The sequence below is a fragment of the Collinsella sp. AF28-5AC genome (assembly GCF_003457875.1).
GTDB lineage: Bacteria > Actinomycetota > Coriobacteriia > Coriobacteriales > Coriobacteriaceae > Collinsella.
This window is the reverse complement of record NZ_QRTA01000011.1, coordinates 32,954-59,636: the sequence shown is the minus strand read 5'-3', so window position 1 is coordinate 59,636 and position 26,683 is coordinate 32,954. Positions and strand designations below refer to the sequence as shown.

Sequence of the window (26,683 nt, the reverse complement as noted above, 5' to 3'; positions counted from 1 at the left end):
CGCCCACCGGTCAGCGGCCAGAGCATGGGGGGCACGCCCGGTCCCGTTCCGAACCCGGAAGCTAAGCCCCATCGCGCCGAGAGTACTGCGGGGTCAGCCCGTGGGAGGCCAGGGCGCCGCTGACCGGTGGACGGCACCGAGCCGTCATCGAACTGAGAAGGGGGAGGCCTCGCGGCCTCCCCCCTTTTTTGCGTTTATTGGGCGTAAATGAATTACATCAGACGATCTTATTGTTTTTGGTATTGAGCTTTTATTTAAAGAAAATAAATCGAATAACAAGGGCAACTGCTATGGCCACAATGATTAAAAGCAGGATTGTCAGTCGATGCTGCTTGCGTCGTTTACTTGACGAAACGAAGATTGATTTTCCCTGTTTTGGCGTTTCGAGATAGCGAGCCGAATGCGTCAAGGTTTGCTTTGGTCGAGGACCTCTTTGTTGATTGGCGGCGGATACTTTCAGTGGCTCCTCACTAGCTGCGCTGTTTTTAGATAATGGTGCGTCTTTCAGATATACAGGGTCTCCCGAGGCGACGCCCATGTGCTTACGTCCTGTCTGGGTATCCTCGAGCGTTTGATATCGATTTCTCGTCACATACTCGGGCTCTGCATCATTAATGGGCTCTTGCGAGATGTGGGGGCGATGGAACCGTGGCGGCTGCGTGGAAGTATCTCCCCCCTGCGTCGGCATAAACATTTTGTTCTGGTTTTGGTCGTCCATGATGCCCTTTAGCTCGTTACCAACAACGTGTACGCGCTCATTGTAAGCCCCTTGTTATTTGTAGCTGCGAACATACTCGTTATTTAAGCTCTGGTTCAAAGAACCTTAACCTTACTAAAACCTGAGTCATACACACTTAGATATGCTTATAGTACTTGACTCAAAAAACTTTATAGTCGATGTATATATAAGCACTGTGTGGGCATATATAAGAGCGTCAAAAGAAGTCCCAGTCACCTAGAAGATGGCTCGGCAGTCCTAAAAGGAGTGGTAAACATGGCAAGCATGGTTCCTTATCGTTCGGTTTTTGGCGTTCGCCCCTCTGCAAGCTCGCTGTTCGATCTGTTTGATGATATGACCGACCTTGCAAACAACTCGATTGCTTCCAAGGCGTTTCCCGTTGACGTTGAGGATAAGGGCGACGGCTATGAGGTCAAGGCCTATCTGACCGGTGTCGCCAAGGACGATATCGATGTCGAGCTTAACGAGGGCCGTCTGTCCATTAGCGTGAATGTCGAGGAAGACGAGGAGAACGAGGGCAAGAACTTCCTGCAGAAGGAGTTCAGCTCGTACAGCGCGACGCGTGGCGTGTATCTAAAGGACGCTTCGAGCGAGGGCCTCTCGGCTAAGTACGCTGACGGCATCCTGACCGTTACGGTTCCCAAGATCGTCGAGAAGAAGAACGTTACGAAGATCTCCATCGACTAACTTCGTTGGTGTTCTGCGCTATTAAAAGACAGCAAAAGGGGCTGGGAAGCGATTCTCGGCCCCTTTTGCTGTCTAGGACAGTCTATTGAATGGTTGCCGGCTGATACTGACTCGCAGGGCGTATCGAGAGTTTTCGCGATCCTTGGAGAAGGGTTGCGGAGCTGCCGACCTCGTCATCCAGGGTTGCGGCCAGAGCTTTGGCATAGCTTTTGACGGTAAGGCTCGGACGATTGTTATCTTGGCTGATATGCATGGCAATGAGCTGTTCGGTGCGATCTGTAACAAGTTCGCGCGCGGCTTCGGCGGCTTGGCTGTTGGAGAGGTGTCCCCTTGCAGACAGGATGCGCTCCTGAAGAAAGCGGGGATATTCTCCCTCGCGCAGCATGGTCACATCGTGGTTGCTTTCGAGCGCGAGGACTCGACAATCTTTGAGGGTGTTCATGGCTTGGCTCGATAGCTCTCCGGTGTCGGTGGCAAAGCCGATGGAATCATCGAGGGCGTCGAATCGATAACCGACTGGATTGATGACATCGTGTGATGTTGAGTAGGTTTGCACGTGGATGCCGGCAATGGATAGGGTGTCACCGGGATCGAATTCCTCGACAGGCAGATGCGAAAGATTTTCTTTGTTCGAAAGAGTGCCCCTGCTGGCAAAGAGGGGGCCGTGCCAGTGCTTGCACCAGACATCGAGGCCCTTGATGTGATCGCTATGCTCATGAGTAATGAGAAGAGCCGAGACGTTGTCTGTCGAGAGCCCCAGTTCTGCCATGCGCTTTAATGTCTCGCGGCGAGACAGTCCGTCATCGACCATAATGAGCCCCTGCGGGCCCTCGATGAGTGCGCAGTTGCCTTTAGAACCACTGCCGAGGATATGAAGGTGCAGACGAGACATAAGATTCCAAAGGATACAATGGGTGCGGACGAATAGAGGAGGAAGCGAATGCCAACGGTATCACAGCATTATGGACACCATGCCGTGCCCGGGGCAGTCGATGAGACCCGAACGAGGCAGCAGGCTGCTCCTGTCGTGCTCATGGTATCAGGCGGCGCGGACTCGACGGCACTGCTTCTTATGGCGTGCACATCAAAGCTGGATATCCAAGACGGACGCGGTGTTGCCCCCATTGCTCGCGAGCGCCTGCATGTGCTGCATGTAAACCATCATCTGCGCGGCAAGGCGTCCGATGGCGACGAGGCCTTTGTGCGTGAGCTCTGCGCGAAATATGGTTTACCGCTGTGCGTGGAGCACGCTTATTTTGATGGGGAGTCGGGCAATATTGAGGCCGCGGCCCGCGAGGTGCGCTATGCCGCGGCGCGGAGGTATGTTCGCGAGCTCTGCGCCCAGACGGGGGCACCGCGAACGGCGGCTCGTATCTGCACCGCGCACACGTCTTCGGATCGCGCGGAAACGTTTTTGATGAACGCGATTAAGGGTTCAGGGCCCGCTGGCCTATCGAGCATTCCTCGCCGGAGGAATATCGTGGTGCGTCCCTTGCTCGACCTAACTCATGGCGAGCTCGTGGGCTATCTACAGGTACATGGTCAGCCGTGGCGTGAAGACGAGAGCAATGAGGATATCTCGTATCTGCGAAACTACGTGCGCCATCGAGTGATGCCGGTGGTGGCGCAGCGCAACGCGAGCGTCTGCAAGACGATTGGCGCCGCCTGCGAGATCTTAGGCGATGAGGACGCGTTTTTGTCTCAGCTTTCGGCACAGGCGTTTCGAAGCTGCCTGCGTAAGGAGGCGGCGGGCGCGCTGGTGCTCGATGCCAGGCGCCTTGCTGCGGCCGAGGTGGTAATCGCGCGGCGTATCGTGCGACTGGCAATTAAGCGCATCGATCCGGACGCTCGTCCAGAGATGCGACATGTGGAGCGAGTCCTTTCCTGCGTTGCCGAGGGCGCCGGCTCGGTCACGCTTCCGGCGGGGATTGACGCACGCATTGAGTTTGGCATGCTGGCGTTCAAGGCGCCGGCGGCTCGCGAGGGCCTGGTCGCGGACTGGGTTACCGTACCCGGTCGTTTGCCGTTGGGCGGGGGACGTATGCTGGTCACAGAACCGATGGCCGTTGAGCCGGGATGCGATATCGTGCGCCGCGCCCGTGAGCTTGCAGCTGCCGGGGAAGTGACAGCTTTGGTAGACGCGGCTGCTCTGGGTTTTGCCGACAGCGATAGTGAGCGGATCCTGGCGGGCTCGCGTGGCGAGATCCCTGCCGAGGCGCGATTGGCGCGCCTGTGGGTGGACGGTCCCGCACCGGGAGACGTGATGTGCCCGTTAGGGATGAGTGGTCGAAGCAAGAAAGTATCCGACTTGCTAGGTGAGGCTCGCATTCCCGTTTCCGAGCGCGCCGGCGTGCCCATGGTGAGGACGGCGCCGGGGGGCGCCGTGGTGTGGGTCGCCGGAGTTCGCGCGGACGAGCGTTTTAAGTGCACGGCCGCAACGCGCGTGGCATATCTGCTCCGCGTGGTCGATGCGGAATAGCGTCCCACGCCAGCTATTCTGTGCGACGTTGACGGTATTCCCGCGCTGATGGCGTACGGGCTGGAAAATATACCCCGTGCGCTGCTAAAATGTGAAGTTCGCGTCCATACGGCGGTGTGTGGGCGATAAGCACAAGAAAGGGTTGTCATGGCTTCTCAACATCCGGATATCGAGAAGGTTCTGTTCACGCAGGAGGATATCGACGGTATCGTCTCTCGCCTGGGCGAGGAGATTACTCGCGACTACGCGGGTAAGGATCTGGTGCTGATTGCGGTCCTGCGCGGCGCCGTGGTCTTTATGGGCGACCTGATGCGTAAGATCGAGCTGCCGACCAACATCGATTTCATGGCTGTTTCGAGCTATGGCGACGGTGTGAAGTCCTCGGGTATCGTGCGTATCATTAAGGACCTGGATATCGACATCCGCGGTCGCGACGTGCTGATCGTCGAGGACATTCTGGACTCGGGCCTGACGCTCAAGTATCTGATGAAGAACCTCGAGAGCCGCAAGCCCGCTTCTCTGGAGGTCGCCGCCTTCCTGTGGAAGGACGTTGAGGACCGCGTCTCGGCCATCACGCCCAAGTATGTTGGAACCCATTGCCCCGATGCCTTTGTGGTGGGCTACGGCCTCGACTATGCCGAGCGCTATCGTAACCTTCCGTATCTGGGCATTTTGAAACCGGAGGTTTATTCGTAAGATGCCCGACGACCGTAACGATAACAATTCCCAGACTCCCCGGGACCCAAAGATCCCGGGGATGCCCGGAGGCAAGAAGCCCACGCGTACGGGCTGGCTGTATTTTATTTTGGCTTGCGCGCTTCTGGGCTACGCCTTCTTTAACATGGGCTCCGGCTTTGCCAATTCCAGCAATACCGTTAAGCTCGCGACGAGCGAGATGGTGAGCGCCATCAAGCAGGATCGCGTCGAAGATCTGACCTATACGGTTCAAGACGGAAGCGTGACGGGTCATTACTGGAAGACGAAGAAGGACAAGGGCGATACGAGCGAGCTCAAGAGCTTCTCTTCGACCTATGTCGGCTCCGATTCGCTTGCCGAGCTCATGGCGGAGCACCCCGATACCAAGTACATCGTCAACACCAACGATCCCGATTTTTGGGGCGACTTGGCGATGAGTGTGCTTCCGACGATCGCCCTTATCGCCATCATGTTCTACTTTATGCGCCAGATGATGGGCGCCAACAACAGGAACATGCAGTTTGGCAAGACCAACGCCAAGACCAACGAGGCCACACGCCCCAAGGTCAAGTTTGAAGACGTTGCCGGCGTGGACGAGGCAGTCGAGGAGCTCGAGGAGATCCGTGACTTTTTGAGCGATCCGGATCGCTATCGCAAGCTGGGCGCCAAGATCCCGCGTGGCGTGTTGCTGGTTGGCCCTCCGGGCACCGGTAAAACGCTGCTGGCCAAGGCTGTTGCCGGCGAGGCGGGCGTGCCGTTCTTTAGCATCTCGGGTTCCGACTTTGTCGAGATGTTCGTAGGTGTCGGCGCCAGCCGTGTGCGTGACCTCTTTAAGGAGGCCAAGTCCCAGGCCCCGTCGATCATCTTCATCGATGAGATCGACGCCGTGGGACGTCAGCGCGGAGCCGGCTTGGGCGGCGGTCACGACGAGCGCGAGCAGACGCTCAACCAGCTGTTGGTCGAGATGGACGGTTTTGAGGAGAGCGAGTCGGTCATCCTGATCGCTGCGACCAACCGTCCTGACATCCTGGATCCGGCATTGCTGCGTCCCGGCCGTTTTGACCGTCAGGTTACGGTCGACCGTCCGGATGTGAAGGGCCGCGAGCAGATCTTGCGCGTGCATGCCGAGAACAAGCCGATGGACGAGGACGTTAAGTTTGAGAAGCTCGCCCAGATGACCGTTGGCTTTACCGGTGCCGATCTGGCAAATCTGCTCAACGAGTCTGCGCTGCTGGCTGCTCGCCGCCATCGTTCCGTGATCTCGATGGACGAGGTCGAGGAGTCGATGGAGCGCGTGATTGCCGGACCGCAGCGCAAGGGTCGCGTGATGACCGAAGCCGAGCGCACTACGATTGCCTACCACGAGAGCGGCCATGCCCTGGTGGGCCACATCCTGGAGCACTCCGATCCGGTTCACAAGATTTCGATTGTCAGCCGCGGCCAGGCTCTGGGTTACACGCTGCAGCTTCCGCAGGAGGATCACTTCCTCAAGACCAAGAACGAGATGCTCGACGAGCTTGCCGTGTTCTTGGGCGGTCGCGTTGCCGAGGAGCTCATGTGCGACGACATCACGTCGGGCGCGAGCAACGACCTGGAGCGCGCGACCAAGATGGCGCGCGAGATGGTCACGCGCCTGGGTATGAGCGAGGAGCTGGGCACGCAAGTGTTTGGCGAGGCGCAGCATCAGGTGTTCCTTGGTCGCGATTACGCCGATCACCAGGATTACTCCGAGGAGACGGCACGCCGCATCGATATCGAGGTTCAGCGCATCATGCGCGAAGCCCATCGTCGTGCGGTCGAGATTTTGGATGCCCGTCGCGATCAGCTCGATCTGATGGCGAAGGTGCTGCTTGAGCGCGAGACCGTCGAAGGCGACGCCGTGAACGCCCTGCTCGACAACGAGTGGGATGCGTACCTTGAGCGCGAGGGCGATATCCTGGCGGCCAAGGAGGAGCGCAATGCCAAGGCGGCCGGCATGCCGACCAAGAAGCGCGCGCCTCGCATGAGCGAGGAGGAGCTGGCGGCTGATGCCGCGGCCTTTGCGCAGGCGGCCATGCAGGAGGATGCCGAAGCCGCATCCGATGATGCTGACGATGACCATGCCGTCGTCGATGCCGATGCCGACACCGACGCCGACAAATAGTCTTTGTGGCGAAAGCCTCTGCGGGGAAACCTGCGGGGGCTTTTTCTTTTGAGCGATATGGGGCCGTCTGTTGATTGGGGACAGACTTAAATGAGCGTTTTCACGCATTTAAGTCTGTCCCCAATCAACATTGCTGCGGCACTTTGCTCGGCTAAAGCGTACAATAGCGCCTATGTGAAAGGGGAACAGATGATCAACGAAACTATGTATGCTCGCGGTGCGGAAAGCTCCATCATCCGTGAGATTTTTAGCTATGGCCTTGAGCGCAAGGCGCAGATCGGTGCGGAAAACGTATTCGATTTTTCGCTGGGCAACCCGAGTGTTCCGGCGCCCGCTGCCGTGGCTGAGTCGATTAAGAAGGCCCTGGAGCTGCCGAGCGACCAGCTGCACGGCTACACGCCCGCACCGGGCCTGCCGCAATGTCGTGCCGCTGTGGCCGAATCGCTCAACCGCCGCTTTGGCACGAGCTATGAGGGCAAAGACGTCTTTATGACGGTGGGTGCCGCGGCTTCGCTCACCTGCACGCTCAACGCCGTTACGAACCCGGGCGACGAGGTTATTGTTATCGCCCCGTACTTTCCGGAGTATCGCGTTTGGATTGAGAAGGCCGGCTGTACGTGTGTTGAGGCGCTCGCCGATGAAGATACGTTCCAGCTGAGCGTGGACAACGTGCTCAAGGCGATCAGCGATAAGACGGCGGCCGTCATCATCGACTCTCCCAACAATCCGACCGGTGCCGTATATACATGCGACACGCTGACGCGACTGGCCAACGTTCTGCGCGAGGCCAACGCTCAGCGCGATCCCGAGAATCCGATTATGCTCATCTCGGATGAGCCGTACCGCGAAATCGTGTACGGTGCCGAGGTGCCTTGGGTGCCCTCGATTTACGAGCACACCATCGTGTGCTACTCGTATTCCAAGTCGCTGTCGCTGCCGGGTGAGCGCGTGGGGTGGATCTTGGTTCCCAACACCAATCCGCAGGCCGCCCGTCTGATGCCGGCTGTTGCGGGTGCTGCCCGTACGCTGGGTTTTGTATGCGCACCGGCACTCTTCCAGCGCGTAATTATCGACTGCATCGATGAGCCGAGTGACGTTGAGGCCTATGCACGCAACCGCACCGCGCTTACCGACGCACTAGCGGAGTATGGCTACACCTATGTTGAGCCGGATGGCGCGTTCTACCTATGGGTGAAAGCGTTGGAGCCCGATGCGAATGCGTTTTGCGAGCGCGCAAAGAAGTATGAGTTGCTTGCGGTTCCCTCGGACAGCTTTGGTATGCCGGGTTGGTTCCGCCTGGGCTATTGCGTGAGTTACGAAACGATTGTCAATTCGCTACCCGCTTGGAAACAGTTGGCGGACGAGTATCGTTAAAAGCAAAGCGATCTGCCTACAATGTTTTACGTGAAACGGGGTTTGGTGTTAAGCCGGACCCCGTTGTCATGGACGTTGTGTCTTTGGGATGGAGTGGTTTTACGACTATCGAAGGCTATGCGTACAATGAATATAAGCGACGGCCGTGCCAGATAAGGAGACCTGATGCCCTACCTGCTTTCTTGTGACATTCATACCCATACGATGTTCTCTGCGCATGCATATTCGACCATTGAGGAGAATGTGTACTGGGCGGCAGAGCGTGGTCTGCAGGTGCTCGGATCTGCCGACCATTTGAGCTCTATGGTTACGGCTTGCCCCAATGACCTGCGCAGTTACCAGTTCTTTATCAACCAGGATATCTGGCCGCGCATTTGGAGCGGCGTGCTGGTGCTGCGTGGTGCCGAGGCCGATATCGTTTCGCTGGACGGAAGCCTGTTTGGCGAGGACACTCCTGTCACGCTCGATATTGCCGGCGATTCGTACAGCCGTCAGCATTCGCTGTTCGATTTGGTTACGCGTAATTTGGATTATTTGGTTGCGAGCGTGCATAATTCGCAGATTGCTGAAGGCGCGACGCTGGCCCAGACGACCGAGATGTATATCAATGCCCTGGAGCACCCCAAGGTGTTCATGCTGGGTCACACGGGGCGTTCGGGCGTGCCGTTCGATATCGACGAGGTGCTGTTGGCAGCTAAGGCCAAGCACAAGATTATCGAGATCAACAACCATAGTCTTGAACACGGTGTCGACACTGAGCATTGGGCCGTATGCCGCAAGATCGCCGAGCGCTGCGCCGAGCTGGGCGTGGGCATTGGCGTGTCAACCGATGCCCACATTGGCATGGCCATTGGCAAGCTCGATCACGCGCGCAAGATGCTCGACGAGATTCACTTCCCGCTGGATTTGATCGTGACGCGCGACCGCGAGACGCTGCTGCGCGAGATGGCGGCAGCCGGCGTGTGCGATCTGCGCAATGGGATGTAGCGGAGTTTATAAACCAAGCGAAGGGGGCGGCCCAGACGGGTCGCCCCCTTTCTTGTCCCAAAAATCTACTGAGGTTGGTTAGCGGCGTTCGAGGACCGCTACGGTTTCGGTGTGGTCGGTGTGAGGGAACATGTCGACGGGCGTGATCTTGAGCAGGCGATAGCCTCCGTCGAGGAGCTGGTGCAGGTCGCGCTCTTGGGTCACGGGGTTGCAGCTGATATAGGTGATGCGGCGCGGCTTAAGTGCGCAGGCAGCTTCGAGGAACTCGGGCGTGGAGCCGGCGCGCGGCGGGTCGATGGAAAGAACGTCGACGCGTTCGTTGTTGTCGGCGGCATCCAGGATGTAGTCGGTGGCGTCGTCGGCCATAAACCAAGCGCTGCGGGTGAGGCCGTTGAGCTCGGCATTGCGACGTGCGTCGGCAATGCCCGCCGGGTTGCGCTCAACGCCGAGCAGCATAATGCCGATACCCTTGTTCTGGGCATCTTTAGCTGCGCAAAGACCGATGGTACCGCTGCCACAGTAGGCGTCCATGAGCACATCGCCCTGGTGCAAATCCATGCCGTCGATAGCGAGCTGATAGAGCAGCTCGGTCTGTTGCGGGTTGGTCTGATAAAACGCGGTGGGGGAGATATCGAATTCGCAACCGAGCAGCTGGTCGCGCATGCACTCGGCGCCATATACAATGCGGGTTTCCTCGCCGAGGATGGCGTTGCCGGGACGTCCGTTGATGTTTTGGGCGACGGTGACGATGTGCGGATTGAGCGCGGCGACAGCCTCAAAGAACTCCTGCGCATGCGGTAAGTCACGCTGGGCGGTCACGAGCGTAACCATGACCTGGTCGGTACGCCAACCGCAGCGGACGACGGCATAGCGGAGCAAGCCCAGATGCTTGTCCTCATTAAAGGCGGGAATATGCAGCCGCTCAGCTTCGCGTGCGATGCCGTTGAGAATCTGACGGGCGCCCGGTGCCTCGACGGGGCATTCGGGTACGGCAACGATCTTGTGCGTGCCGCGCTCAAAGAAACCGCAACGGACGGCGTCCTCCTTACCGGGAGCAAAGGGAGTGGCAGCCTTATGACGAAAGCCACGCGGCGCAGGATATTTGCCCGGGTCGCCCAGGGTGACTCCCATACCGCGAATGGGGTCGACGCTGATACCCTCGCGCTCGCAAAGAGCAGCAAAAAGCTCCTCCATGGCGGCCTGCTTGGCGGCGAGCTGCTTCTTATAAGGACGATTGAGCGCCGTACACCCACCGCAATCTTTCATGATGGAACAAGGAGACTTGGAATCAACGGTCTTGCGCGCAGACGGAGCCGGATTCTTATACGGGCGCTTGGAGCGAGTCTGAGAAGCCTTATCCTCGCTCCGACGAGAGCCGGGACGCTTGGCCTTAGCCCTGTTCTTGGTCGATTTGCTTTTTGCAGCTTTAGAAGACTTGGATTTCGAAGAAGATTTCTCCTCCTTCGACCCCTCAACCGCCTCCACCAAAGCACGACGAGCCCTACGCTCCGCACGAGATTCTGCCATCAATAACTCCACTTATTCATGAATTAAAGCTGCAAGTATTGTACCGTGCCAAGCCAGCAGACGATATGCAAGCGGTTTATTCGTGTCAGTGATAAGCCCAACGACGGTTGCCCGCCGCGTGAGGGGTGTGGGGGTTAAGTTTATCGCGAGTTCCGCACGAACAGGAGGCCACTTAATGTGGCCTCCGTCGTGAGCAGGACTGTAGAGCAGGAAACTTAACCCCCACACCCCTCACGCGGCGGGCAAACTCGCCTTGTGCTCTATCACGCTAAAGTGTATGATTCTGAACGTTACATGACTCACTTTACCTAACTAAAGTGCTACCAAGGGGGAACACCATGAATACCGATATGTCTCGTCGTCAGTTTGTTGGTCTAGCCGGCTCGCTCGCCATGGTGCTTGGCCTTGGTCTTGTCGGTTGCGGCGGTGGTGCCGATAAGGGTTCCGCTGCAGCCAAGGACGTGAAGGGCGCTGCGGAGTCCAAGAAGCTCGTGGTGGGCTTTGATAAGTCCTATCCTCCGTACGGCTTTGTGGGCGACGATGGCGAGTACACCGGCTTTGATCTCGATCTGGCCAAGGCTGTTGCCGATAAGCAGGGCTGGGAGGTCAAATACGAGGCCATCGACTGGGACGCCAAGGATACGCTGCTTAACTCGGGCGCCATCAACTGCATCTGGAACGGCTTTACCATGGAGGGCCGTGAGGACGACTACACGTTCTCCGAGCCGTACATGCTCAACGAGCAGGTGCTGGTGGTAAAGAAAGATGCGGGCATCAAGGGCTGGGACGATCTTGCCGGCAAGACTGTGATTACCCAGACTGATTCCGCTGCGCAGGACGTGCTTGAGGGTGACCAGAAGGATCTGGCGGCGACGTTTGCCACGCTCGACACGATCGGCGAGTACAACACGGCCTTTATGCAGCTCGAGAGCGGCGCGGTCGATGCCGTGGCTTGCGACCTTTCGATTGCCCAGTATCAGCTTGCCGCCAAGCCCGATGCCTATACGCAGCTTGATGAGCCGCTGTCCAGCGAGCACTACGCCGTCGGCTTTAAGAAGGGCGACACCAAGTCGGCCGACGCCGTGACCGAGTCGCTCAAGGCGCTCTACGAGGACGGCACGGTTAAGGACCTGTGCGACAAGTATTCAAGCTATGGTCTATCTTTCGATAATTGGGTGCTCAAGTAATGTCTATTCAGGTCATGATACAGATGCTTGGCCAGGGTTTCTTGGTCAGTTTGCAGTTGTTTGTGCTGACGCTGTTGGGGTCGATTCCGCTGGGAATCCCCGTGGCGTTTATGCGCATGAGCAAAATCGCGCCGCTTCGCTGGATCGCGCGCATCTATATCTCGGTCATGCGCGGCACGCCGCTCATGCTGCAGATGTTTGCCATCTACTTTGCCCCGTACTACGTGTTTGGCATTTCGCTCACGCCCGATTCCAAGTGGACGGCGTGCGTCGTGGCGTTCATCATCAACTACGCCGGCTATTTTGCCGAGATCTATCGATCGGGCCTGCAGTCCATTCCGCGCGGTCAATATGAGGCCGCCGAGGTGCTGGGCTACTCGCGCATGCAGACGTTTCTGTATATCGTGATGCCGCAGGTCACCAAGCGTATTCTGCCGGCGATGGGCAACGAGATCATCACACTGGTCAAGGACACGTCGCTGGCGTTTGCCATTGGCGTGGGTGAGATGTTCTCGACGGCCAAGGCGCTGGTCGCCTCGCAGGTGAGCATGGTGCCGTTTGCAATCGCGGCGCTGATCTACTGGGTCTTTAACTTCGTCGTCGAGATGCTGCTGGGCGCTGCCGAGAAAAAATTGGATTACTACCATGATTAATTCGGTAATGAATATATCGAACGCGCGTAAGGCGTTTGGCGGCAATGAGGTGCTCAAGGATATCTCGCTTGAGGTGAAGCGTGGCGAGGTCGTGGCGATTATCGGACCTTCGGGTGGCGGCAAGTCCACGCTGCTGCGGTGTGCCACGCTGCTCGAGACACTCGACGGAGGCTCGCTCTCGTTTGGAGACCTTGCCGTTGCGACGGATGCGGGGCTGGGTGCGGTATATGCGAAAGGCGACGTGCCCAAACAGGCGCGCTCGCGATTTGGCCTGGTGTTTCAGAACTACAATCTGTTTCCGCACTATACCGTGATGAAAAACATCACCGATGCGCCGATTCGCGTGCTCAAGCGTCCGCGCGAGCAGGCGGAAGCCCGCGCCCACGAGCTGATTACGCAAATGGGGCTGACGGGCAACGAGAACAAGGTGCCGTGTGAGCTTTCGGGCGGTCAGCAGCAGCGCGTGAGTATTGCCCGCGCCCTAGCGCTCGACCCGGAGATCCTGTTCTTTGACGAGCCGACCTCGGCGCTCGACCCCGAGCTGACGGCCGAGGTGCTGCGTGTCATTAAGGACCTCGCTGCGCAGAATATGACGATGGTGATCGTGACCCACGCAATGCAGTTTGCGCGCGATGTTGCCGACCGCGTGGTCTTTATGGATGGCGGTCGTATTGTCGAGGAGGGTCCTGCCGAGCAGGTTATCGACCATCCGCGCGAGCAGCGCACGCGTGAGTTCTTGAGCCGTATCGAGGGATAGGCTCAGGTATTTACTCAACTATTAATTGAGGCGAAGCCGCCGCAGGTCTTACGGTCTGTGGCGGCTTTTTGTTTGCATCGACGGGGTTCAATAATCGCCTCACAAGCTTGTCTCTTCCTCTCGCCGCCTGTATTCATACGTGCGCCGAAAGGTATGCATGGACAGCCGCCCGTGAGGGTAGGGTGGTGGCATAGGACATTTGGAGGGTGAGTCGGCTCGGCTGCCGACCATGCTGCTCCCGGGATGGCACCGACCGCGAACTCTCCCCGTTGGCGTCGCGCATTGCGCGCGGCCCTGCAAGGAGGTCATCATGGGTGCTCCCAAGACCGGTAACGTAAGGAACGTGGTGCTCGTAGGCCAAGGCGGGGTGGGCAAGACTTCACTCGCCGAAGCCATGCTCCACCTTTCCGGCAAGACCGCCCGCCTGGGCGGCCACGACGGCACCAAGCCTACGCTCGACTATGACCCTGAAGAGGTCAAGCGTTCATTCTCCATCTCGACGACCATTGCGCCAATCGACTGGAAGGGCGCGCGCATCAATGTGCTCGATGCCCCGTGCTACCCCGATTTTATCGGCGACGCCTTTGCCGCGATGAGCGTCTGCGAGACGGCTCTGTTTGTGGTCGACGCCGAGGCCGGCCCGCAGCCTACGACGGTTAAGCTCTGGTATGCCGCCGAGGACCTGCGCCTGGCGCGTGCGGTGTTCGTAAACCGCCTGTCGCGCTCCGAGGCCAGCTTTGCGACCACGATGGACCTGCTGCAGGAGCGCTTTGGCACGCGCCTGGGCGCCGTGACCCTTCCCTGGGGCGAGGGCGAGGACTTTGACGGCATCATCGACCTGGTGCGCATGAAGGCGCGCCATTGCAACGGCACCGAAGCCGTTGAGTCGGAGATTCCCGAGGAGTATCGTGCCCAGGCCGAGGAGGCCCATGACCATCTGTGCGAGTTGGTGGCCGAGGCCGACGATGAGCTGATGATGAAGTACCTGGAAGGCGAGGAGACACTGACGCAGGAGGAGCTTGAGGGCTTGCTGTCGAAGGCGATTGCCGAGCGCATCTTTGTGCCGGTCTTTGCGGGCGATTGCATTAAGGAGCAGGGCGTCAACTCGCTGATGGACGACATCGCGACGTACTTCCCGGCGCCGACCGACTACGGCGAGATGCCGCTTATCGACGGCGATTCGCTCAAGATTTCGAGCGACGATGACCGTCCGGTGGCGTTTGTGTTTAAGACCCTGGCCGATCCGCAGCAGGGTCGCATCAGCTTTATCAAGGTGCTGACGGGTACGCTTGAGCCGGGTCTTGAGCTGATCAACGCGCGTACCCGCAAGGGCGACCGTCTGGCTCACCTGTATGTGATGTGCGGCCGCGACATGACCGAGGTCGGTCACGCCTATGCCGGCGACATTATCGTGGCACCCAAGCTGGCGGCCGAGACGGGCGATACGCTCTCGATTACCGGCAAGGTCGAGGCTGCGGCGTTTAAGTTCCCCAACTCGCAGTACCGCATTGCCATCGAGGCCGAGAATCGCGGCGACGAAGAGAAGCTCTACACGTTTATCGAGAAGGCCTGCAAGGCCGATCCGACCATGAGCATCGACCGCGACGAGGAGACCGGCCAGACCATTATCTCCGCCGTTGGTGAGGCGCAGGTTTCGGTGCTGCTCAATCGTTTGGAGGATCGCACCAAGGTCGTAGCCAAGAGCGTGCCGATCCGCATTCCGTATCGCGAGACCATTCGCCGTACGGCAAGTGCCCAGGGCCGCCATAAGAAGCAGACCGGCGGCGCCGGTCAGTACGGCGACTGCTGGCTGCGCGTGGAGCCGCTCATTGGGCCCGACGGCACGAGTGATGGCTATGAGTTTGTGGACGAGGTCGTGGGCGGCCGCATTCCGCGCTCGCTGATCCCCGCCGTGGACAAGGGCGTCCAGGAGACCATGAAGGACGGCATCATTGCCGGCTATCCGCTCACGGGCATTCGCGTGGCTGTGTACGACGGCTCGTATCACAGCGTCGACTCCAACGAGATGGCGTTCCGCGCGGCGGCTCGCATCGGCCTGCGCAAGGCATGTGCCGATGCCGACCCGGTGGTGCTGGAGCCCATCGAGGAAATCACGGTGACTATTCCCGAGAGCTACGCCGGCGCCGTGATGGGCGACATCTCGGCCTCGCGCGGTCGCGTGACAGGCATGGAGACCGATGAGCGCGGAGACACCGTGGTTATCGCGCAGGCACCTCTCGCCGAGCTGACGGATTACTCGACGCGCCTGCGCTCTATCACGCGCGGCACGGGTGACTTTACCATGAAGCCCGCCGGCTACGAGCAGGTGCCCTATGACGTTCAGGCCAAGCTGGTCGAGCGCTATGAGGAGGGTCGCGCCAAGTAGCGTGTGATTTTGCCTGCAATGTAGGTGCTGACGAAAAGGCCGCCCTGGGTAACCGGGGCGGCCCTTTTTGATCCCCGGGGCCGCGCTAAGTAAATCGACGTAAGGCAACCACCACGATGGGGACAGCCTCCATCGTGGTGTTTTTTGGCAGACGAGGCGCCTGTCGGCTTTTATTGGGACGGACTCCTTTTCATGCTGCCGTGAAAGAAAAAAAGACCTCCTTTGATAGAATATACGTATATAGACGTCTACTTGAACAAGGAGACAATATGTTCGAGGCGGTTATCTTCGATATGGACGGGCTCATGTTCGATACTGAGCCGATTTGGGCTTCCTGCTGGCCCAAAACCGCAATTGAGTTTGAGGTTGAATGCAAAGAGGGCCTTGCGGACGCCATGCGTGGCACCAATGGATCGGAAGCGGTGTCCATTATTCGCGAGTGGTATGGCGATGAGGTCGATTCTCAAGCGTTTGTTGACCGTTTTTACGAAATAGCGCATGAAGCGCTGGCTCAGGGCGCAGAGAAGAAACTCGGATTAGATCGGCTTCTCGACTATCTTCAGGCTGAGGGAATTCCGATGGCAGTTGCTTCATCATCGAGCAGAAAAATGATCGAGGCAAATTTGATAAGGGGAGGAATACTCCCTTATTTCGATTCGATCGTCTCTGGTGTTGAGGTCGAACACGCCAAGCCTTACCCAGACGTCTTTTTGAAAGCGGCGGATGAGCTAGGAGCTTCACCGCAGAAATCCCTCGTTTTAGAGGATTCCTATAACGGGGTGCGCGCGGGATTTGCAGGAGGATTTTGCACTGTCATGGTCCCCGATCTCTCTGAGCCAACAGATGAGATGGAAAGATTGGCCACGGCAATAGTTTCGAGCCTAAACGACGTTACCGATATGCTGGCAAATGGGGCGTTGGGGTAAGCATGCCAAATGAAAGGGGCTGTCGAGTGCTTCTCGGCAGCCCCTTTTTTCGATTCGAGGCATTTAGTGCTTTGCGCGTAAATCAAAAAGGTATATAGTCGTCTATAAACAGGTACATAGACGTCTATATAAGTATCTGGAACGAAAACTCAACTCGAATTGCCGTAACCCGGTTGGAGGAATCATGGCAGTTGTAACTTCGACTGAGCTGATCCAGATTGCACGCAAGAATGGATGGCTCCTTCCCGCATATAACACGACGAACATGGAGATGACCTTAGGTATCCTGGATGGATTGCAGAGGGCCGGCATGCCGGGCATCCTCCAGATCGCCCCTACCAACGTTAAGCTTTCCGATTACGGCATGATCGCCTCTATCGTTAAACGCGCGGCGGAGGACTATATCGTTCCCACGTGTCTGCATCTTGACCACGGCAAGACGCTCGAGGATGTTCGACAGGCGGTTCAGGCCGGCTTTACCTCCGTTATGATCGACGGTGCCGCGTTGCCCTTTGAGGAGAACATTCGCTTCTCGCGCCAGGCAGTTGACTACTGCCATTGCTACGGCGTGCCCGTTGAGGCTGAGCTCGGTGCCATCAAGGGCAAAGAAGACGATCATGTTTCCGAGGCGGATCTTAAGACCGACCCCGATCAGGTTTGCGAGTTTGTGGAGCGCACGGGCTGCGACCTGTTGGCCGTGTCTATCGGCAACGTTCACGGCCTTGAGGATACGCCGCGCATCGATTTGCCGCTGCTTGAGAAGCTTGCCGAGGTGTCTCCGTGTCCCCTCGTTCTTCATGGTGGCTCGGGCATTCCCTATGAGACCATCCACGCTATGCAGCCACACAAGATGTCCAAGATCAACATCGCAAGCGACCTGCGCAAGGCCTACATCACGACGGTTGGCAAGGCGTACGAGGCAAACAACAACGAGCATAATCTCGCCAAGGTACTGATTGATACACGTAAGGCAGTTGCGGACGTTGCTTACAAGACGACGCGCGCCATCAACGGCATCGCTGAGTAGCGCGGAATTACGAACATGGATGAGGCGATAATGGGTGCGCTCTACCTTGGTGTCGATGTGGGCACGTCATCGGTGAAGCTCACGTGCATTGATGAAGGCGGAAAAGTTGTCGCGACTGCGAGCGAGGCTTACGAGTGCTCTGAGCCTCATCCCGGTTGGCGGGAAATCAATCCCGAGACATGGTGGATCGCCATTTGCTCTGCATGCTCCCTGCTTGGAGAGAAAGTTGACCTGTCTCTAATAAAAGGCGTTGGCGCTACCGGGCAGATGCACACGACGGTCTTGATCGATGCCGATGGGGTGCCAACGTGTCCCGCCATAATGTGGAACGACCAGCGCACGATTGACGCCGTCTTTACCGAGAAGCAGTGGGCGCTGTCTGCGGGCTATCCTAGGGTCGCCAGCTTTCTTTCGACTGGGGTTCCGGCGATTAACCTTGCATGGATAGCTAAGAATAATCCTGAGGGCCTTTCAAAGAGCGAAGTGTTTCTTTCGGTTTCAGATTGGATTGCTCTCAAGTTTGGCGGGCGTGCTGGTACGGACTATTGCGGGGCTTCGACAACAGGGCTCTACGATAACGAGAGGCAAGCTTGGATCGGTGAGGTCTGCGAGCATTTCGGAATCCCCGAGTCGTTGCTTCCCGTTGTCGAGCCTTCTGATGCCGTAATTGGGACCGTGGTTGAGAGAGCTTCAAGCGAGACGGGAATTCCCGCAGGTGCCATGATCGTGAGGGGAACGGGCGACAATCCCGCGGCAGCGATCTGCACGGGATGCCTTTTGGAGGGCGTCCCCACCATCTCACTTGGAACAAGCGGCGTGCTGATGTATTCATCTGAGGGAGTTGACCTTCCGGCTGTTGGCAAGCCCGTGTTGTTCAAGTGGGGAAATACCCTTAAGACCCAAATTCAGCTGAGTATCAGATCGTGCGGCGGTGCCAAGGAATGGTGGTACGGGCAGATTCTAAGCAGTGAGTCCTACGATTTGGAGGACAAGGCCGTCGAGGACCCCTTCTACGACATGAGGGATCTCATGTTCTACCCCCATCTATCGGGAGAAAAAGTCCTGCACGGTTGCCCGTCGGTACGCGGTGCCTTTCTGGGGCTTGATCTTGACACGACTCGTTCCGAGCTCGAAAGGGCTCTGATGGAGGGCACGGCGTATGCCTTAAGGGAGCTCAAGGAGTCCGTGGACCATTCGGAAGAGTGGCGCAGCATCAGGCTCGTTGGAGGAGGGGCCAAGAACGATTTTTGGGCGCAAACGCTCTCCAACGTGTTGGGGGTCGATATGGTGCGGATGGAATCCTCCGGCGCCGGTCAGGGCACGGCGCTGCTGGCCCTCTCGGCTTCTTGCGGCCAAGACTTGACGGCGGTTGCCGCAGGGGTCTGCAGAAAACTCGATTCCATTGAAAAAAACGACAGGGCCCATGAGCTCTACGACGCGCGTTTTAGCAGGTATATGCGTATATTTGAGGCACTCCAAATTATCTATGAGCTAAATAGCGCGTAGCCGTTTGTCTTGTAAAATCTACCGTTCACCGAAAGGAATGCGAGAAGGTAACTCGAAGAGCGGTCCCTTTGTAAGATATAGACAACCGTAGACAACCATGAGCGTATATGGCTGATTGAAAAGGAGGAGGGGGCGCTCAGGTAGAACGATAGAAGTAGCGAACATTAACTAAGGAGAATGAAAATGGGAGCAGTAAACGATTTCCTTATCTTCCTTGCGGAGGGCTTTACCGGCCTGTTTAATGCGGCTGGTGATCAGTTTGCCTCGTTTATTACGGGCATGATCCCAATGCTGATCTGTCTGATCCTTACGATCAAGGCAGTCATCCAGCTGATCGGCGAGGAGCGTGTCTATGGGTTCATGAAGAAGTGCACCAAGTATGCAGTTCTCCGCTATACCCTCATCCCGTTCCTTTGCACTTTCTTCCTCTGCAATCCGATGGCATACACCTTTGGTGTGTTTGTCGAGGAGGACTACAAGCCCGCATTCTACGATGCGGTCGTGTCCATGATGCACCCCATCGTTGGCCTTTTCCCGCACGCTAACTCTTCCGAGCTCTTTGTTTGGCTTGGTATCTCGGCCGGCTACGAGGCACTGGGAAAGAACTCCTCCGAGCTTGCTATCCGCTTCCTCATTGTTGGTCTAATCGTCTGCCTGATCAAGGGCATTGTCACCGAGAAGCTGTACCTCATCATGAAGAAGCGCAACGAAGCTAAGCTTGCCGCCTAGTAGTTCAGCGCAAAAGGAGAGTCTAAATCATGAGTGAATTCAAAAGCGTAAAGGCGTCCCACGGCGGCAACGGTTGGGGCGGTCCCCTCATCATTACCCCCACGGCCGAGAAGCCTTATGTTCTGAGCGTGACCCTGGGTGGCATCAGCCCGGTCGCCCTTCGCATTGCGGAGCTTACCGGCGCCGAGGCGCACGACCAGTTTAAGGACCCGATCGAGACCGATCAGGCATGCGCCGTTGTCATCGACTGCGCCGGCGTGGCTCGCTGCGGCACCTATCCCAAGATGGGCCTTAAGACGCTGAACATCAAGCCCGGTTCTCCGTCTGGTCCTCTGGCCCAGTTCATCACCGAGGATCTCTTTGCATCTGACGTCAATCCCGATTGCATCGTCCTTGCCGATGCGGCCGATGTTCCCGCTGAGCCGGTAAAGGCCGAGAAGGCACACGAGGAGACGACGAAGGAAAACGTCCACGCCAAGATCGCTGAGGGACGTGCCGAGCTCGCATCCAAGGAGTCTAACGGCTTCATGGACGTTGTCTCCAAGATCGGCACCGGTGTCGGCCGCGTTATCAGCATCATCTACCAGGCTGCGCGCGATACCGTGAACGATGTTATCCGCAACATCATCCCCTTTATGGCGTTTGTCTCGGTGTTGATCGGCATTATTAACTACACGGGTTTCGCGAACGTTCTCGCCGGCGTTCTCACTCCGCTTGCGGGCTCGCTGCCCGGTATGCTGGCAATTGGCATGTTCTGCTCAATCCCGTTCCTTTCGCCTTTGATCTGCCCGGGCGCAATCATCGCTTCTGTGCTTTCTGTCCTTGTTGGCAACCAAATCGCCAACGGCACGATTCCCGCCAACTTTGCCCTTCCCGGCTTCTTTGCCGTCAACTGCCAGGTTGGTTCCGACTTTGCTCCCGTTGGCATGACTCTCATGGAGGCAAAGCCCGAGACGATCGAAATCGGTTACCCTGCATTCCTGTTTGGCAAGCTGATTACCACCCCGATTCAGATTATTCTTGCCTACGTACTGTCCTTTGGCCTGTAAACTGAAGCTTTAAGAGGGAAAGGCCCACTATGCTCAACGCGCTCATTACAATAGCCTTCTTTATTCTCGTATGGCTTGCAGGAACATTCACCCAGTATCGCTACTGGAAGAGGGTGCGCATTCTTATCCATGAGCGCGCTCGCGATCATGAGGGATACTTGGGCACGGGTATGTGCAAGGTGAGTTTTAGCCGAAAGGCGTTTGTGATGATTCTGACTGATCATGATGGCGTGATTAACGGTTGCTATGAGCTCAAAGGGCTTTCCCTCAAACCAGAGTTTTCGGAGATGAGCGAGATGCTGGGGCTGAATATCGAGACCGCCCTAGACCATCTGGCCAACGAAAGCTATCACGATGCTTTTGCCCAGGCTATTCGTGTTATCGACAGGTCAATGACTGCGCCTGCGGCGTAACAAAGATAGGAGAAATCAAATGTACAAGGTTAAGGTCACTGAGATCGGCTCGTTTGTTGAGGAACTTCTCAACGAGAAAATGGTGGTCCTGTTTGGCCCGACCGCTCCTGCAGAGTTGCGCGACATCTGCGTCGTTCACGATGGAACTCCCACGGAGGATAACGTGCTTGCTGAGGGCGGCACCATTTCCATCGGCGATCAGGTCTACACGATTAAGGAGTTTGGTGAAGCTGCGAACGAGAACATGGGAGGGCTCGGTCATCTAACCATTGCGTTCGATGACGAGCGAGAGCTGCTTCCTGGAACGGTTCTCGTGACACCAAGCGTGCTTCCCAAGCTGGAAACCGGCATCGAGATTAGCTTCAACGGCTAAATCGCTCGGTATGGCAGGCCATGTATTAGTCGGAAAGGACGTGTTCTCATGAAACGTTCCGATTTAAAACTGCCACTTTTCACGGTCAGTCCTAAGACCTATTTGCTTGCGGACGATTCAATTGCAGCGGCTCATCTTACGGATGAAATCGCAAAAGATCGAGATCATTCGATTTTTTGGACTGCTCCCGTTCCCGAGCTCTGCGCAGTTGCGAAGGATTTGAAATTTGCAATTCCCACAGCGCAGCATGCCGATCTTATCGGTGACGGAAAAGGAATGGGACTGACACCTCTTGAGTCGCTTAAGAGCGCGGGAGTTCAAGCTGTCTTTCTAAATCACACGGCACACCCCCTGACCGTTGATAAGTTGGCGGCAACGATCGATCGCGCTCGTGAGCTTGAGATTCTAACCATTGTTGCAGCCGATAGCGTGACTGAGTCCAAAGCGGTTGCGGCGATGGATCCGGACGTGATTCTTTGCGAGCCGAGCAGCCTTGTGGGAACCGGCCATACAAGCGGCGATGATTACATCGCAGAGACCATCGCTGCCGTACGGTCCATCAATCCCGACATCGTTATCATGGAGGGAGCGGGAATCAGGTGTGGAGGCGATGTTCGTCGCTTGATTGGACTTGGCGCGCAAGGCACCGGCATTTCGAGTGCCCTGGCGATTACGGATGACAGGGCAGCGTTGCTTACGGAGCTGTTTGACGCGCTGGACTAAAACCGTCTACAAAAAGGCGAACCCACGGGTTCGCCTTTTTGCGTTTTGGAATTATATTTGGCGTAATGCCGCCGCTCTCAAGAGCTTTAATGACGACGCTGAAAAACGGTGCCAAGCTGGAACCTGCTGGATTTAAGCCATACGCGCGCATATTCAATTGCAGAGTCATTGTCCAAGTAGACTGTTTGAAGCTGCTGAAGAAGCGGGGACTGCGTAGAGAGACCGAGCGCATCCGCGCGTTGGGTGTCCGCGAGCTTTGCCACAAAGGAGGTCTTTGAGTATTCGATCTGGTGGCCTGAGAGCCGCTCGATTATTGCAAAGAGACCTTCGTTAACAAAGTCGGCTGTTTCAATACCTGGGACAAGCGCCATATTGATGTTGTTTTCGATGAACATCACAGGTTCACCCTCAACGCTGCGCACTCGCTCGAGATGAAGGTAGTCAGAACCTTCGACAATACCGAGATGTCTGGAAATATCTTCGTCCGACTTACGAATTTCGCAATCGAGAATGTTTGTTTCGAAAGAAAGGCCTTGCTCGATTAGAGATTCGGAGAAAGAGATAAGACCCTCTGTAAGGGGGAAAGAGATGTCTTTTGACTTAACGTAAGTTCCCTTTCCCTGAATTTGCTCAAGCAGGCCCTCATCAACAAGCTTGGAAATGGCCTTTTTGATGCTGCCGCGGCTGACGCCGAGCGTACTCATGAGCTCGACTTCCGACGGGATTTTGGATGCTTGCTCCCAAGCTCCTGAGGCGATGTTCTCGCGCAGATAGTCGACCACCTGCATATAGATGGGGGTGGGACAATCCTTTTTAATATGTGAATTGTTGACGCGATTGGTCACAGTTTCTCCTGATTACTTTGAAGCAAAATTACCTTCATTTTACGTTGTTTTGCTTCGATTAACTTATCGAGATTGTGATTGCAAAGAATAAATCACGTATTTAATGTAGGGCTTCTGCTGCTTTGGCTGCCTGTCTGGCGTTTGCCTTCTACTCTTATCGACAATACGGGTATCTTGAAGAGATGGCCCCATGTCACTGAAATGCGCCGTAGGAGGCAAGAATTAGCCTCCCGTGCGCGTCGGTGACAAACGATGCGGGCGTGGCCCCGGTTGAACCTACTCTCCGGCGGCCTGGTTGCGGCCGGTGGCGTAGTCGATCTGCACATGCGGCTGCAGGTTGTAGCAGTATACGTGGAAGCACAGCGTCTTGCCGTGGTCCTCGACCGATTGCGCCTCAAGGCGCACGCCGCGGCAGACAAGTTCCTCTTCGTTATACATAGGCGTGACGCGGTAGAGCACGTGGTTGCCCGTTTCGCGGATGTAGTCGAGAATCTGCTCCTCAAACGGTAGCATGCCCGTCTCGTTGAGATAGCGCGTGCCGGTGAGGAGATCCTTGCGATTGGCGTTTTCGCCGCAGAGCGACCAGGCGATGAGGTGGCAGCGGTTGTAGAGGCTCTGGCCCGGAATAAAGTCGTAGCGCTGCTGATGCCATCCGGCGGGATGGATGCGCGAGATATCGCCGCGCTTGCCTTGACCGAGCGAGTCGGGGCCCACGCAGGCGAGCGCTTTGCGAGTGCGGCCCATACTGTCGAGCTTGGAGAATTTCTTAAAGCAGCCCTCTTCTGCAGCGCGTTCGTATTCATCGAGTGTGAATGACGGCATGCCGAGCGGGTGCGTGCTGTCGGCGCGAAGGGCGACGTAGGGATTGCCGGCGTAGTCTGGAATGCTGCTGAGATATACGCCGCGGGCGCGGTTGAGATCTGGGTTTTCCACTTCGTCGATGGGGGTGGCGGCACTGTCCGCGGAGGCAACGTTGCCGTTGGTGTTGGTCGCGGTGGATTCGGAGCCATCGCCGGAGTCCTCGGAGCTTGCTGTTCCCGATTCGAGCCGGGCAACCAGGTCTGCCTCGTCGTCGGTGCGGCTGGGACTCTCGTTTTGTTTTTCGGCCAGAGCCGTCGCCTGCTCATCGCTTTGCGGCGACAACAACTTGGGTGCTCCGTCGAGCGACCCTGTGAACAACGCAAACCCCAGCACCACGGCGGTGCCGATGGAAAGTACTTGCTTGTAGGCGGACTTGCGCGACATTGCGGCTCCTGGATGGACGGTTGGGAATCTACCAGTCTAGCAGGAGCCGGCAGGGGCCGTTCTGTCGAACAAATACTCAAGATTTGGGATAGACGTTACTGATTCATTTGCCTCATATGGAGCTGCGGCGGTTGTGTACATGGAATCAGTCGGCGTTTCTCCAGATAAAACCTGCCAAAATAAGCCTGTCCCTTTTTGGTAGGTTAATCGTGAGCTATTTCACCGCAACTTAGGGCACGGTTAGGATGTGTGCACTTTAAAAAGAAGAACCCATGATTAGAGAGGTCGCGCTCGTCTCTCTAAATGTCTCTATAAAGAGAAAGTCAGTTAAAGAGATAACATTGGGCAATCTAACAGTGAATTCGATACATCTCTCTAAATGTCTCTCTAAAATAAGGTGCTTATCTCTCTAAAGTTAGAGAGATATACTATACTTTAGAGAGATAAATCTATCGTTTTAGAGAGACGGAATGTCAATGCTGCTGGATGAACCCCTTGGCCTTATCGTTGAGCGCCTTCGCAGGCGAGGGACTGATGACGCATCGGTAGAAGTTAAAGCCTGCACGAATAAATTGAGCGCAGACGTATGGGAGACAGTGAGCGCTTTTGCGAACACTGCGGGTGGGCTCATTATTTTGGGCCTGAACGAAGCCGAAGGATTTGTTCCTTCGGCTAACTTTGCTATCGATAGGGTGCGCGATCAGTTTGTTTCGGGTATCGGAGACGGAGGCTCAGCGGCAGTGGTGACCCATGCGCCGCGGTACGAGCTTGATCGAGGCGAGGTCGACGGGCTCCAGGTGCTTCTGGTGCGCATCTTTGAACTTGAGCTTAAAGCGAAGCCTTGCTATATCGGCGCGCGCGGCGTGCAGAACGGTAGCTACAAGCGCGTGGATGATAAAGATATCAAGATGTCACCCGCTGAGCTATATGAGCTGCAGAGTGCGTTGCTTCCGAGCGATGCAGACGACACGGTGGTTTCGGAGGCAACGGTCGAGGATTTGGATCCAGATGTCGTGCGGTCTATTATCGCAAATCGCCGGCTGCAGACCCCGCGCGTTTTGCGCGGGGCCGATACGCTGGAAAAGCAGCTGGTCAGACTCAATATCACTACAAAGGATGGTGCCGTGAAGCTCGCGGGGCTTCTGTCGGCGGGAATTTACCCCCAGCAGTTCTATCCCAAACTGATGATCGATGTCGCCGTTCATTCCGATGTGGAAAAATCTGCACCCGGGCAACCCCGGTTTATTGACCGCCAGTTGTGCGATGGCCCGATTCCGGCTTGCATCGAAGATGCCCTTGCCGCGATTGGACGAAACTTGCGCAAAGCGGCGATAGTGCAAGGCGCTGGCAGAAGGGATGATTGGGAAGTTCCCCAGGAGGTTTTGCGCGAGGCCTTGGCAAATGCCTGCATCCATCGAGAATATTCGCCCATGTTTGTGGGGCAGGCCGTGAGTGTCGATATCTATCCAGACAGAATAGAGATCAAAAACCCTGGCGGGCTTTGGGGCGGAAAGACGGTGGACAATCTTGCAGACGGGGAATCGCGCTGCCGAAACTCAAAGCTCATGAGCCTAATGGGGGCGACGCCGTTAGAGCATGCCGAGGGGGCCGTTGCGGAAAGCCAGGGATCTGGTATCCCGGCTATGATTCGCGAGATGGAGTCTCGTTCGCTTGGCAGGCCGAAATTTATCGTTAAGGCCGATTCGTTTACGGTGCTGCTTTCCCGGCACGGGGCGGAGCTTGCTGAAAACCGCACGTGGATTCAGAGCCATGTGGGCACCGAGCTGACGGATCGCGAGGAAACACTGCTCATGTTTATGCGGGAGCATGGGTGCGTATGCGATGTTCAAAAAATACGAGAGGCCCTGAAGTGGGATTCGGATGACATTCGCCTGATCTGCGGGGACCTTGTGGATAAACATGTCCTGTCAAAATGCGGCAAAGACACGTATGAAATTATCGATATGAACAGAGAATCGTCAGCTTCGACGGCGGATAGGATCCTGGAGGCTCTCAGCGCCGAAGTGGATATGACGGCGCGAGAAATAGCGGTTGCATCGGGGGTCAGAATTTCGTCTGTCCGTTACCATCTGCCAAAAATGGCAGATAAAGGACTCATTGAGGTAATGGGTTCATCGACGAGCCACAATCGCCGATATCGGAAGAAGTAGATGCAGCCGGACCGCCCCTCTAGTGTCTCTCGAAGTTAGATGGGCGCTAGAGGGGCGACTG

General features: G+C 56.7%; 24 protein-coding genes and 1 rRNA gene. 20 read left to right on the top strand and 5 right to left on the bottom strand.

Annotated features, from left to right (window positions below; genetic code table 11):
• The first annotated feature begins 9 nt into the window (after positions 1–9).
• A 5S ribosomal RNA gene (gene rrf / locus DWZ01_RS07980) occupies positions 10–125 on the top strand.
• A 125-nt stretch (positions 126–250) separates the two neighbouring features.
• Here rrf and DWZ01_RS07975 read toward each other — a convergent pair.
• On the bottom strand, positions 251–718 hold the full coding sequence (locus DWZ01_RS07975) for a hypothetical protein (protein WP_117848589.1): 468 nt from the start codon (positions 716–718) through the stop codon (positions 251–253).
• 276 nt (positions 719–994) lie between these two features.
• On the opposite strand from DWZ01_RS07975, the gene DWZ01_RS07970 reads away from it, so the two are divergent.
• Positions 995–1,426 (top strand): Hsp20/alpha crystallin family protein, encoded by a 432-nt coding sequence (locus DWZ01_RS07970; protein WP_040359532.1) that lies wholly within the window; start codon positions 995–997, stop codon positions 1,424–1,426.
• An 82-nt stretch (positions 1,427–1,508) separates the two neighbouring features.
• On the opposite strand, the gene DWZ01_RS07965 is transcribed toward DWZ01_RS07970, so the two are convergent.
• Entirely contained in the window at positions 1,509–2,318 is an 810-nt protein-coding gene (locus DWZ01_RS07965; protein WP_117848587.1) for an MBL fold metallo-hydrolase, read from the bottom strand.
• 48 nt (positions 2,319–2,366) lie between these two features.
• Here DWZ01_RS07965 and tilS point away from each other — a divergent pair, with 48 nt between their 5' ends.
• The 5 genes from tilS to DWZ01_RS07940 all read left to right on the top strand — a co-directional run bounded on the left by tilS (position 2,367) and on the right by DWZ01_RS07940 (position 9,105).
• Positions 2,367–3,905: a tRNA lysidine(34) synthetase TilS gene (gene tilS, locus DWZ01_RS07960; RefSeq protein ID WP_199412419.1), complete on the top strand. Its 1,539-nt coding sequence runs from the start codon at positions 2,367–2,369 to the stop codon at positions 3,903–3,905.
• Positions 3,906–4,052: 147 nt separating this feature from the next.
• The gene (gene hpt, locus DWZ01_RS07955) at positions 4,053–4,601 is read left to right on the top strand and encodes a hypoxanthine phosphoribosyltransferase (protein ID WP_022093938.1); all 549 of its coding nucleotides are present in this window, start codon (positions 4,053–4,055) and stop codon (positions 4,599–4,601) included.
• A gap of 61 nt (positions 4,602–4,662) precedes the next feature.
• The gene (gene ftsH / locus DWZ01_RS07950) at positions 4,663–6,744 is read left to right on the top strand and encodes an ATP-dependent zinc metalloprotease FtsH (protein WP_226790708.1); all 2,082 of its coding nucleotides are present in this window, start codon (positions 4,663–4,665) and stop codon (positions 6,742–6,744) included.
• 189 nt (positions 6,745–6,933) lie between these two features.
• The gene (locus DWZ01_RS07945) at positions 6,934–8,118 is read left to right on the top strand and encodes a pyridoxal phosphate-dependent aminotransferase (RefSeq protein ID WP_117848583.1); all 1,185 of its coding nucleotides are present in this window, start codon (positions 6,934–6,936) and stop codon (positions 8,116–8,118) included.
• Positions 8,119–8,283: 165 nt separating this feature from the next.
• Positions 8,284–9,105, top strand: coding sequence for a phosphatase (locus DWZ01_RS07940; protein ID WP_117848582.1), 822 nt, complete (start codon positions 8,284–8,286; stop codon positions 9,103–9,105).
• A 78-nt stretch (positions 9,106–9,183) separates the two neighbouring features.
• Here DWZ01_RS07940 and rlmD read toward each other — a convergent pair whose 3' ends face one another.
• Positions 9,184–10,632, bottom strand: coding sequence for a 23S rRNA (uracil(1939)-C(5))-methyltransferase RlmD (gene rlmD / locus DWZ01_RS07935; protein WP_117848581.1), 1,449 nt, complete (start codon positions 10,630–10,632; stop codon positions 9,184–9,186).
• 338 nt (positions 10,633–10,970) lie between these two features.
• Here rlmD and DWZ01_RS07930 point away from each other — a divergent pair, with 338 nt between their 5' ends.
• From DWZ01_RS07930 to DWZ01_RS07875, 12 genes are all read left to right on the top strand, one after another.
• Positions 10,971–11,819, top strand: a complete 849-nt coding sequence (locus tag DWZ01_RS07930; protein WP_199412418.1) for a transporter substrate-binding domain-containing protein — start codon at positions 10,971–10,973, stop codon at positions 11,817–11,819.
• The gene (locus tag DWZ01_RS07925; RefSeq protein ID WP_117848580.1) at positions 11,819–12,472 is read left to right on the top strand and encodes an amino acid ABC transporter permease; all 654 of its coding nucleotides are present in this window, start codon (positions 11,819–11,821) and stop codon (positions 12,470–12,472) included. Before DWZ01_RS07930 ends, DWZ01_RS07925 begins: the two co-directional genes overlap by 1 nt.
• Positions 12,465–13,229: an amino acid ABC transporter ATP-binding protein gene (locus tag DWZ01_RS07920; RefSeq protein ID WP_117848579.1), complete on the top strand. Its 765-nt coding sequence runs from the start codon at positions 12,465–12,467 to the stop codon at positions 13,227–13,229. The genes DWZ01_RS07925 and DWZ01_RS07920 overlap by 8 nt, the downstream gene beginning before the upstream one ends.
• Positions 13,230–13,539: 310 nt before the next feature.
• Positions 13,540–15,615 (top strand): translation factor GTPase family protein, encoded by a 2,076-nt coding sequence (locus DWZ01_RS07915; protein ID WP_035138729.1) that lies wholly within the window; start codon positions 13,540–13,542, stop codon positions 15,613–15,615.
• 269 nt (positions 15,616–15,884) lie between these two features.
• Positions 15,885–16,541: an HAD family phosphatase gene (locus tag DWZ01_RS07910; RefSeq protein WP_158557019.1), complete on the top strand. Its 657-nt coding sequence runs from the start codon at positions 15,885–15,887 to the stop codon at positions 16,539–16,541.
• A gap of 184 nt (positions 16,542–16,725) precedes the next feature.
• Complete coding sequence (locus tag DWZ01_RS07905; protein WP_117848577.1) at positions 16,726–17,568, top strand: class II aldolase; 843 nt, start codon at positions 16,726–16,728, stop codon at positions 17,566–17,568.
• A 15-nt stretch (positions 17,569–17,583) separates the two neighbouring features.
• Positions 17,584–19,074: a xylulokinase gene (locus DWZ01_RS07900; protein ID WP_117848576.1), complete on the top strand. Its 1,491-nt coding sequence runs from the start codon at positions 17,584–17,586 to the stop codon at positions 19,072–19,074.
• Between the two features lie 183 nt (positions 19,075–19,257).
• Complete coding sequence (locus DWZ01_RS07895; protein ID WP_117640464.1) at positions 19,258–19,803, top strand: PTS glucitol/sorbitol transporter subunit IIC; 546 nt, start codon at positions 19,258–19,260, stop codon at positions 19,801–19,803.
• 29 nt (positions 19,804–19,832) lie between these two features.
• Positions 19,833–20,852: a PTS glucitol/sorbitol transporter subunit IIB gene (locus tag DWZ01_RS07890; protein ID WP_117640463.1), complete on the top strand. Its 1,020-nt coding sequence runs from the start codon at positions 19,833–19,835 to the stop codon at positions 20,850–20,852.
• A gap of 29 nt (positions 20,853–20,881) precedes the next feature.
• Positions 20,882–21,265, top strand: a complete 384-nt coding sequence (locus DWZ01_RS07885; RefSeq protein ID WP_117640462.1) for a transcriptional regulator GutM — start codon at positions 20,882–20,884, stop codon at positions 21,263–21,265.
• A gap of 19 nt (positions 21,266–21,284) precedes the next feature.
• On the top strand, positions 21,285–21,638 hold the full coding sequence (locus tag DWZ01_RS07880) for a PTS glucitol/sorbitol transporter subunit IIA (protein ID WP_117640461.1): 354 nt from the start codon (positions 21,285–21,287) through the stop codon (positions 21,636–21,638).
• Between the two features lie 48 nt (positions 21,639–21,686).
• Entirely contained in the window at positions 21,687–22,361 is a 675-nt protein-coding gene (locus DWZ01_RS07875) for a triose-phosphate isomerase (protein ID WP_117640460.1), read from the top strand.
• Between the two features lie 86 nt (positions 22,362–22,447).
• Here DWZ01_RS07875 and DWZ01_RS07870 read toward each other — a convergent pair whose 3' ends face one another.
• Together DWZ01_RS07870 and DWZ01_RS07865 are read right to left on the bottom strand one after the other, a co-directional pair.
• Positions 22,448–23,206 carry a GntR family transcriptional regulator gene (locus tag DWZ01_RS07870; protein WP_199409608.1) on the bottom strand — a complete coding sequence of 253 codons (759 nt, stop codon included), beginning with the start codon at positions 23,204–23,206 and terminating at the stop codon, positions 22,448–22,450.
• A gap of 276 nt (positions 23,207–23,482) precedes the next feature.
• Positions 23,483–24,451, bottom strand: a complete 969-nt coding sequence (locus DWZ01_RS07865) for a DNA/RNA non-specific endonuclease (RefSeq protein ID WP_117848575.1) — start codon at positions 24,449–24,451, stop codon at positions 23,483–23,485.
• Positions 24,452–24,921: 470 nt separating this feature from the next.
• On the opposite strand from DWZ01_RS07865, the gene DWZ01_RS07860 reads away from it, so the two are divergent.
• On the top strand, positions 24,922–26,622 hold the full coding sequence (locus DWZ01_RS07860) for an ATP-binding protein (protein ID WP_117848574.1): 1,701 nt from the start codon (positions 24,922–24,924) through the stop codon (positions 26,620–26,622).
• Positions 26,623–26,683 lie beyond the last annotated feature (61 nt).

Excerpts from the sequence above, each read along its gene's own strand:
- DWZ01_RS07975 (WP_117848589.1), bottom strand. The coding sequence starts at position 718 with ATGGACGACCAAAACCAGAACAAAATGTTTATGCCGACGCAGGGGGGA.
- DWZ01_RS07970 (WP_040359532.1), top strand. The coding sequence starts at position 995 with ATGGCAAGCATGGTTCCTTATCGTTCGGTTTTTGGCGTTCGCCCCTCT.
- DWZ01_RS07965 (WP_117848587.1), bottom strand. The coding sequence starts at position 2,318 with ATGTCTCGTCTGCACCTTCATATCCTCGGCAGTGGTTCTAAAGGCAAC.
- tilS (WP_199412419.1), top strand. The coding sequence starts at position 2,367 with ATGCCAACGGTATCACAGCATTATGGACACCATGCCGTGCCCGGGGCA.
- hpt (WP_022093938.1), top strand. The coding sequence starts at position 4,053 with ATGGCTTCTCAACATCCGGATATCGAGAAGGTTCTGTTCACGCAGGAG.
- ftsH (WP_226790708.1), top strand. The coding sequence starts at position 4,663 with ATGCCCGGAGGCAAGAAGCCCACGCGTACGGGCTGGCTGTATTTTATT.
- DWZ01_RS07945 (WP_117848583.1), top strand. The coding sequence starts at position 6,934 with ATGATCAACGAAACTATGTATGCTCGCGGTGCGGAAAGCTCCATCATC.
- DWZ01_RS07940 (WP_117848582.1), top strand. The coding sequence starts at position 8,284 with ATGCCCTACCTGCTTTCTTGTGACATTCATACCCATACGATGTTCTCT.
- rlmD (WP_117848581.1), bottom strand. The coding sequence starts at position 10,632 with ATGGCAGAATCTCGTGCGGAGCGTAGGGCTCGTCGTGCTTTGGTGGAG.
- DWZ01_RS07930 (WP_199412418.1), top strand. The coding sequence starts at position 10,971 with ATGAATACCGATATGTCTCGTCGTCAGTTTGTTGGTCTAGCCGGCTCG.
- DWZ01_RS07925 (WP_117848580.1), top strand. The coding sequence starts at position 11,819 with ATGTCTATTCAGGTCATGATACAGATGCTTGGCCAGGGTTTCTTGGTC.
- DWZ01_RS07920 (WP_117848579.1), top strand. The coding sequence starts at position 12,465 with ATGATTAATTCGGTAATGAATATATCGAACGCGCGTAAGGCGTTTGGC.
- DWZ01_RS07915 (WP_035138729.1), top strand. The coding sequence starts at position 13,540 with ATGGGTGCTCCCAAGACCGGTAACGTAAGGAACGTGGTGCTCGTAGGC.
- DWZ01_RS07910 (WP_158557019.1), top strand. The coding sequence starts at position 15,885 with ATGTTCGAGGCGGTTATCTTCGATATGGACGGGCTCATGTTCGATACT.
- DWZ01_RS07905 (WP_117848577.1), top strand. The coding sequence starts at position 16,726 with ATGGCAGTTGTAACTTCGACTGAGCTGATCCAGATTGCACGCAAGAAT.
- DWZ01_RS07900 (WP_117848576.1), top strand. The coding sequence starts at position 17,584 with ATGGATGAGGCGATAATGGGTGCGCTCTACCTTGGTGTCGATGTGGGC.
- DWZ01_RS07895 (WP_117640464.1), top strand. The coding sequence starts at position 19,258 with ATGGGAGCAGTAAACGATTTCCTTATCTTCCTTGCGGAGGGCTTTACC.
- DWZ01_RS07890 (WP_117640463.1), top strand. The coding sequence starts at position 19,833 with ATGAGTGAATTCAAAAGCGTAAAGGCGTCCCACGGCGGCAACGGTTGG.
- DWZ01_RS07885 (WP_117640462.1), top strand. The coding sequence starts at position 20,882 with ATGCTCAACGCGCTCATTACAATAGCCTTCTTTATTCTCGTATGGCTT.
- DWZ01_RS07880 (WP_117640461.1), top strand. The coding sequence starts at position 21,285 with ATGTACAAGGTTAAGGTCACTGAGATCGGCTCGTTTGTTGAGGAACTT.
- DWZ01_RS07875 (WP_117640460.1), top strand. The coding sequence starts at position 21,687 with ATGAAACGTTCCGATTTAAAACTGCCACTTTTCACGGTCAGTCCTAAG.
- DWZ01_RS07865 (WP_117848575.1), bottom strand. The coding sequence starts at position 24,451 with ATGTCGCGCAAGTCCGCCTACAAGCAAGTACTTTCCATCGGCACCGCC.
- DWZ01_RS07860 (WP_117848574.1), top strand. The coding sequence starts at position 24,922 with ATGTCAATGCTGCTGGATGAACCCCTTGGCCTTATCGTTGAGCGCCTT.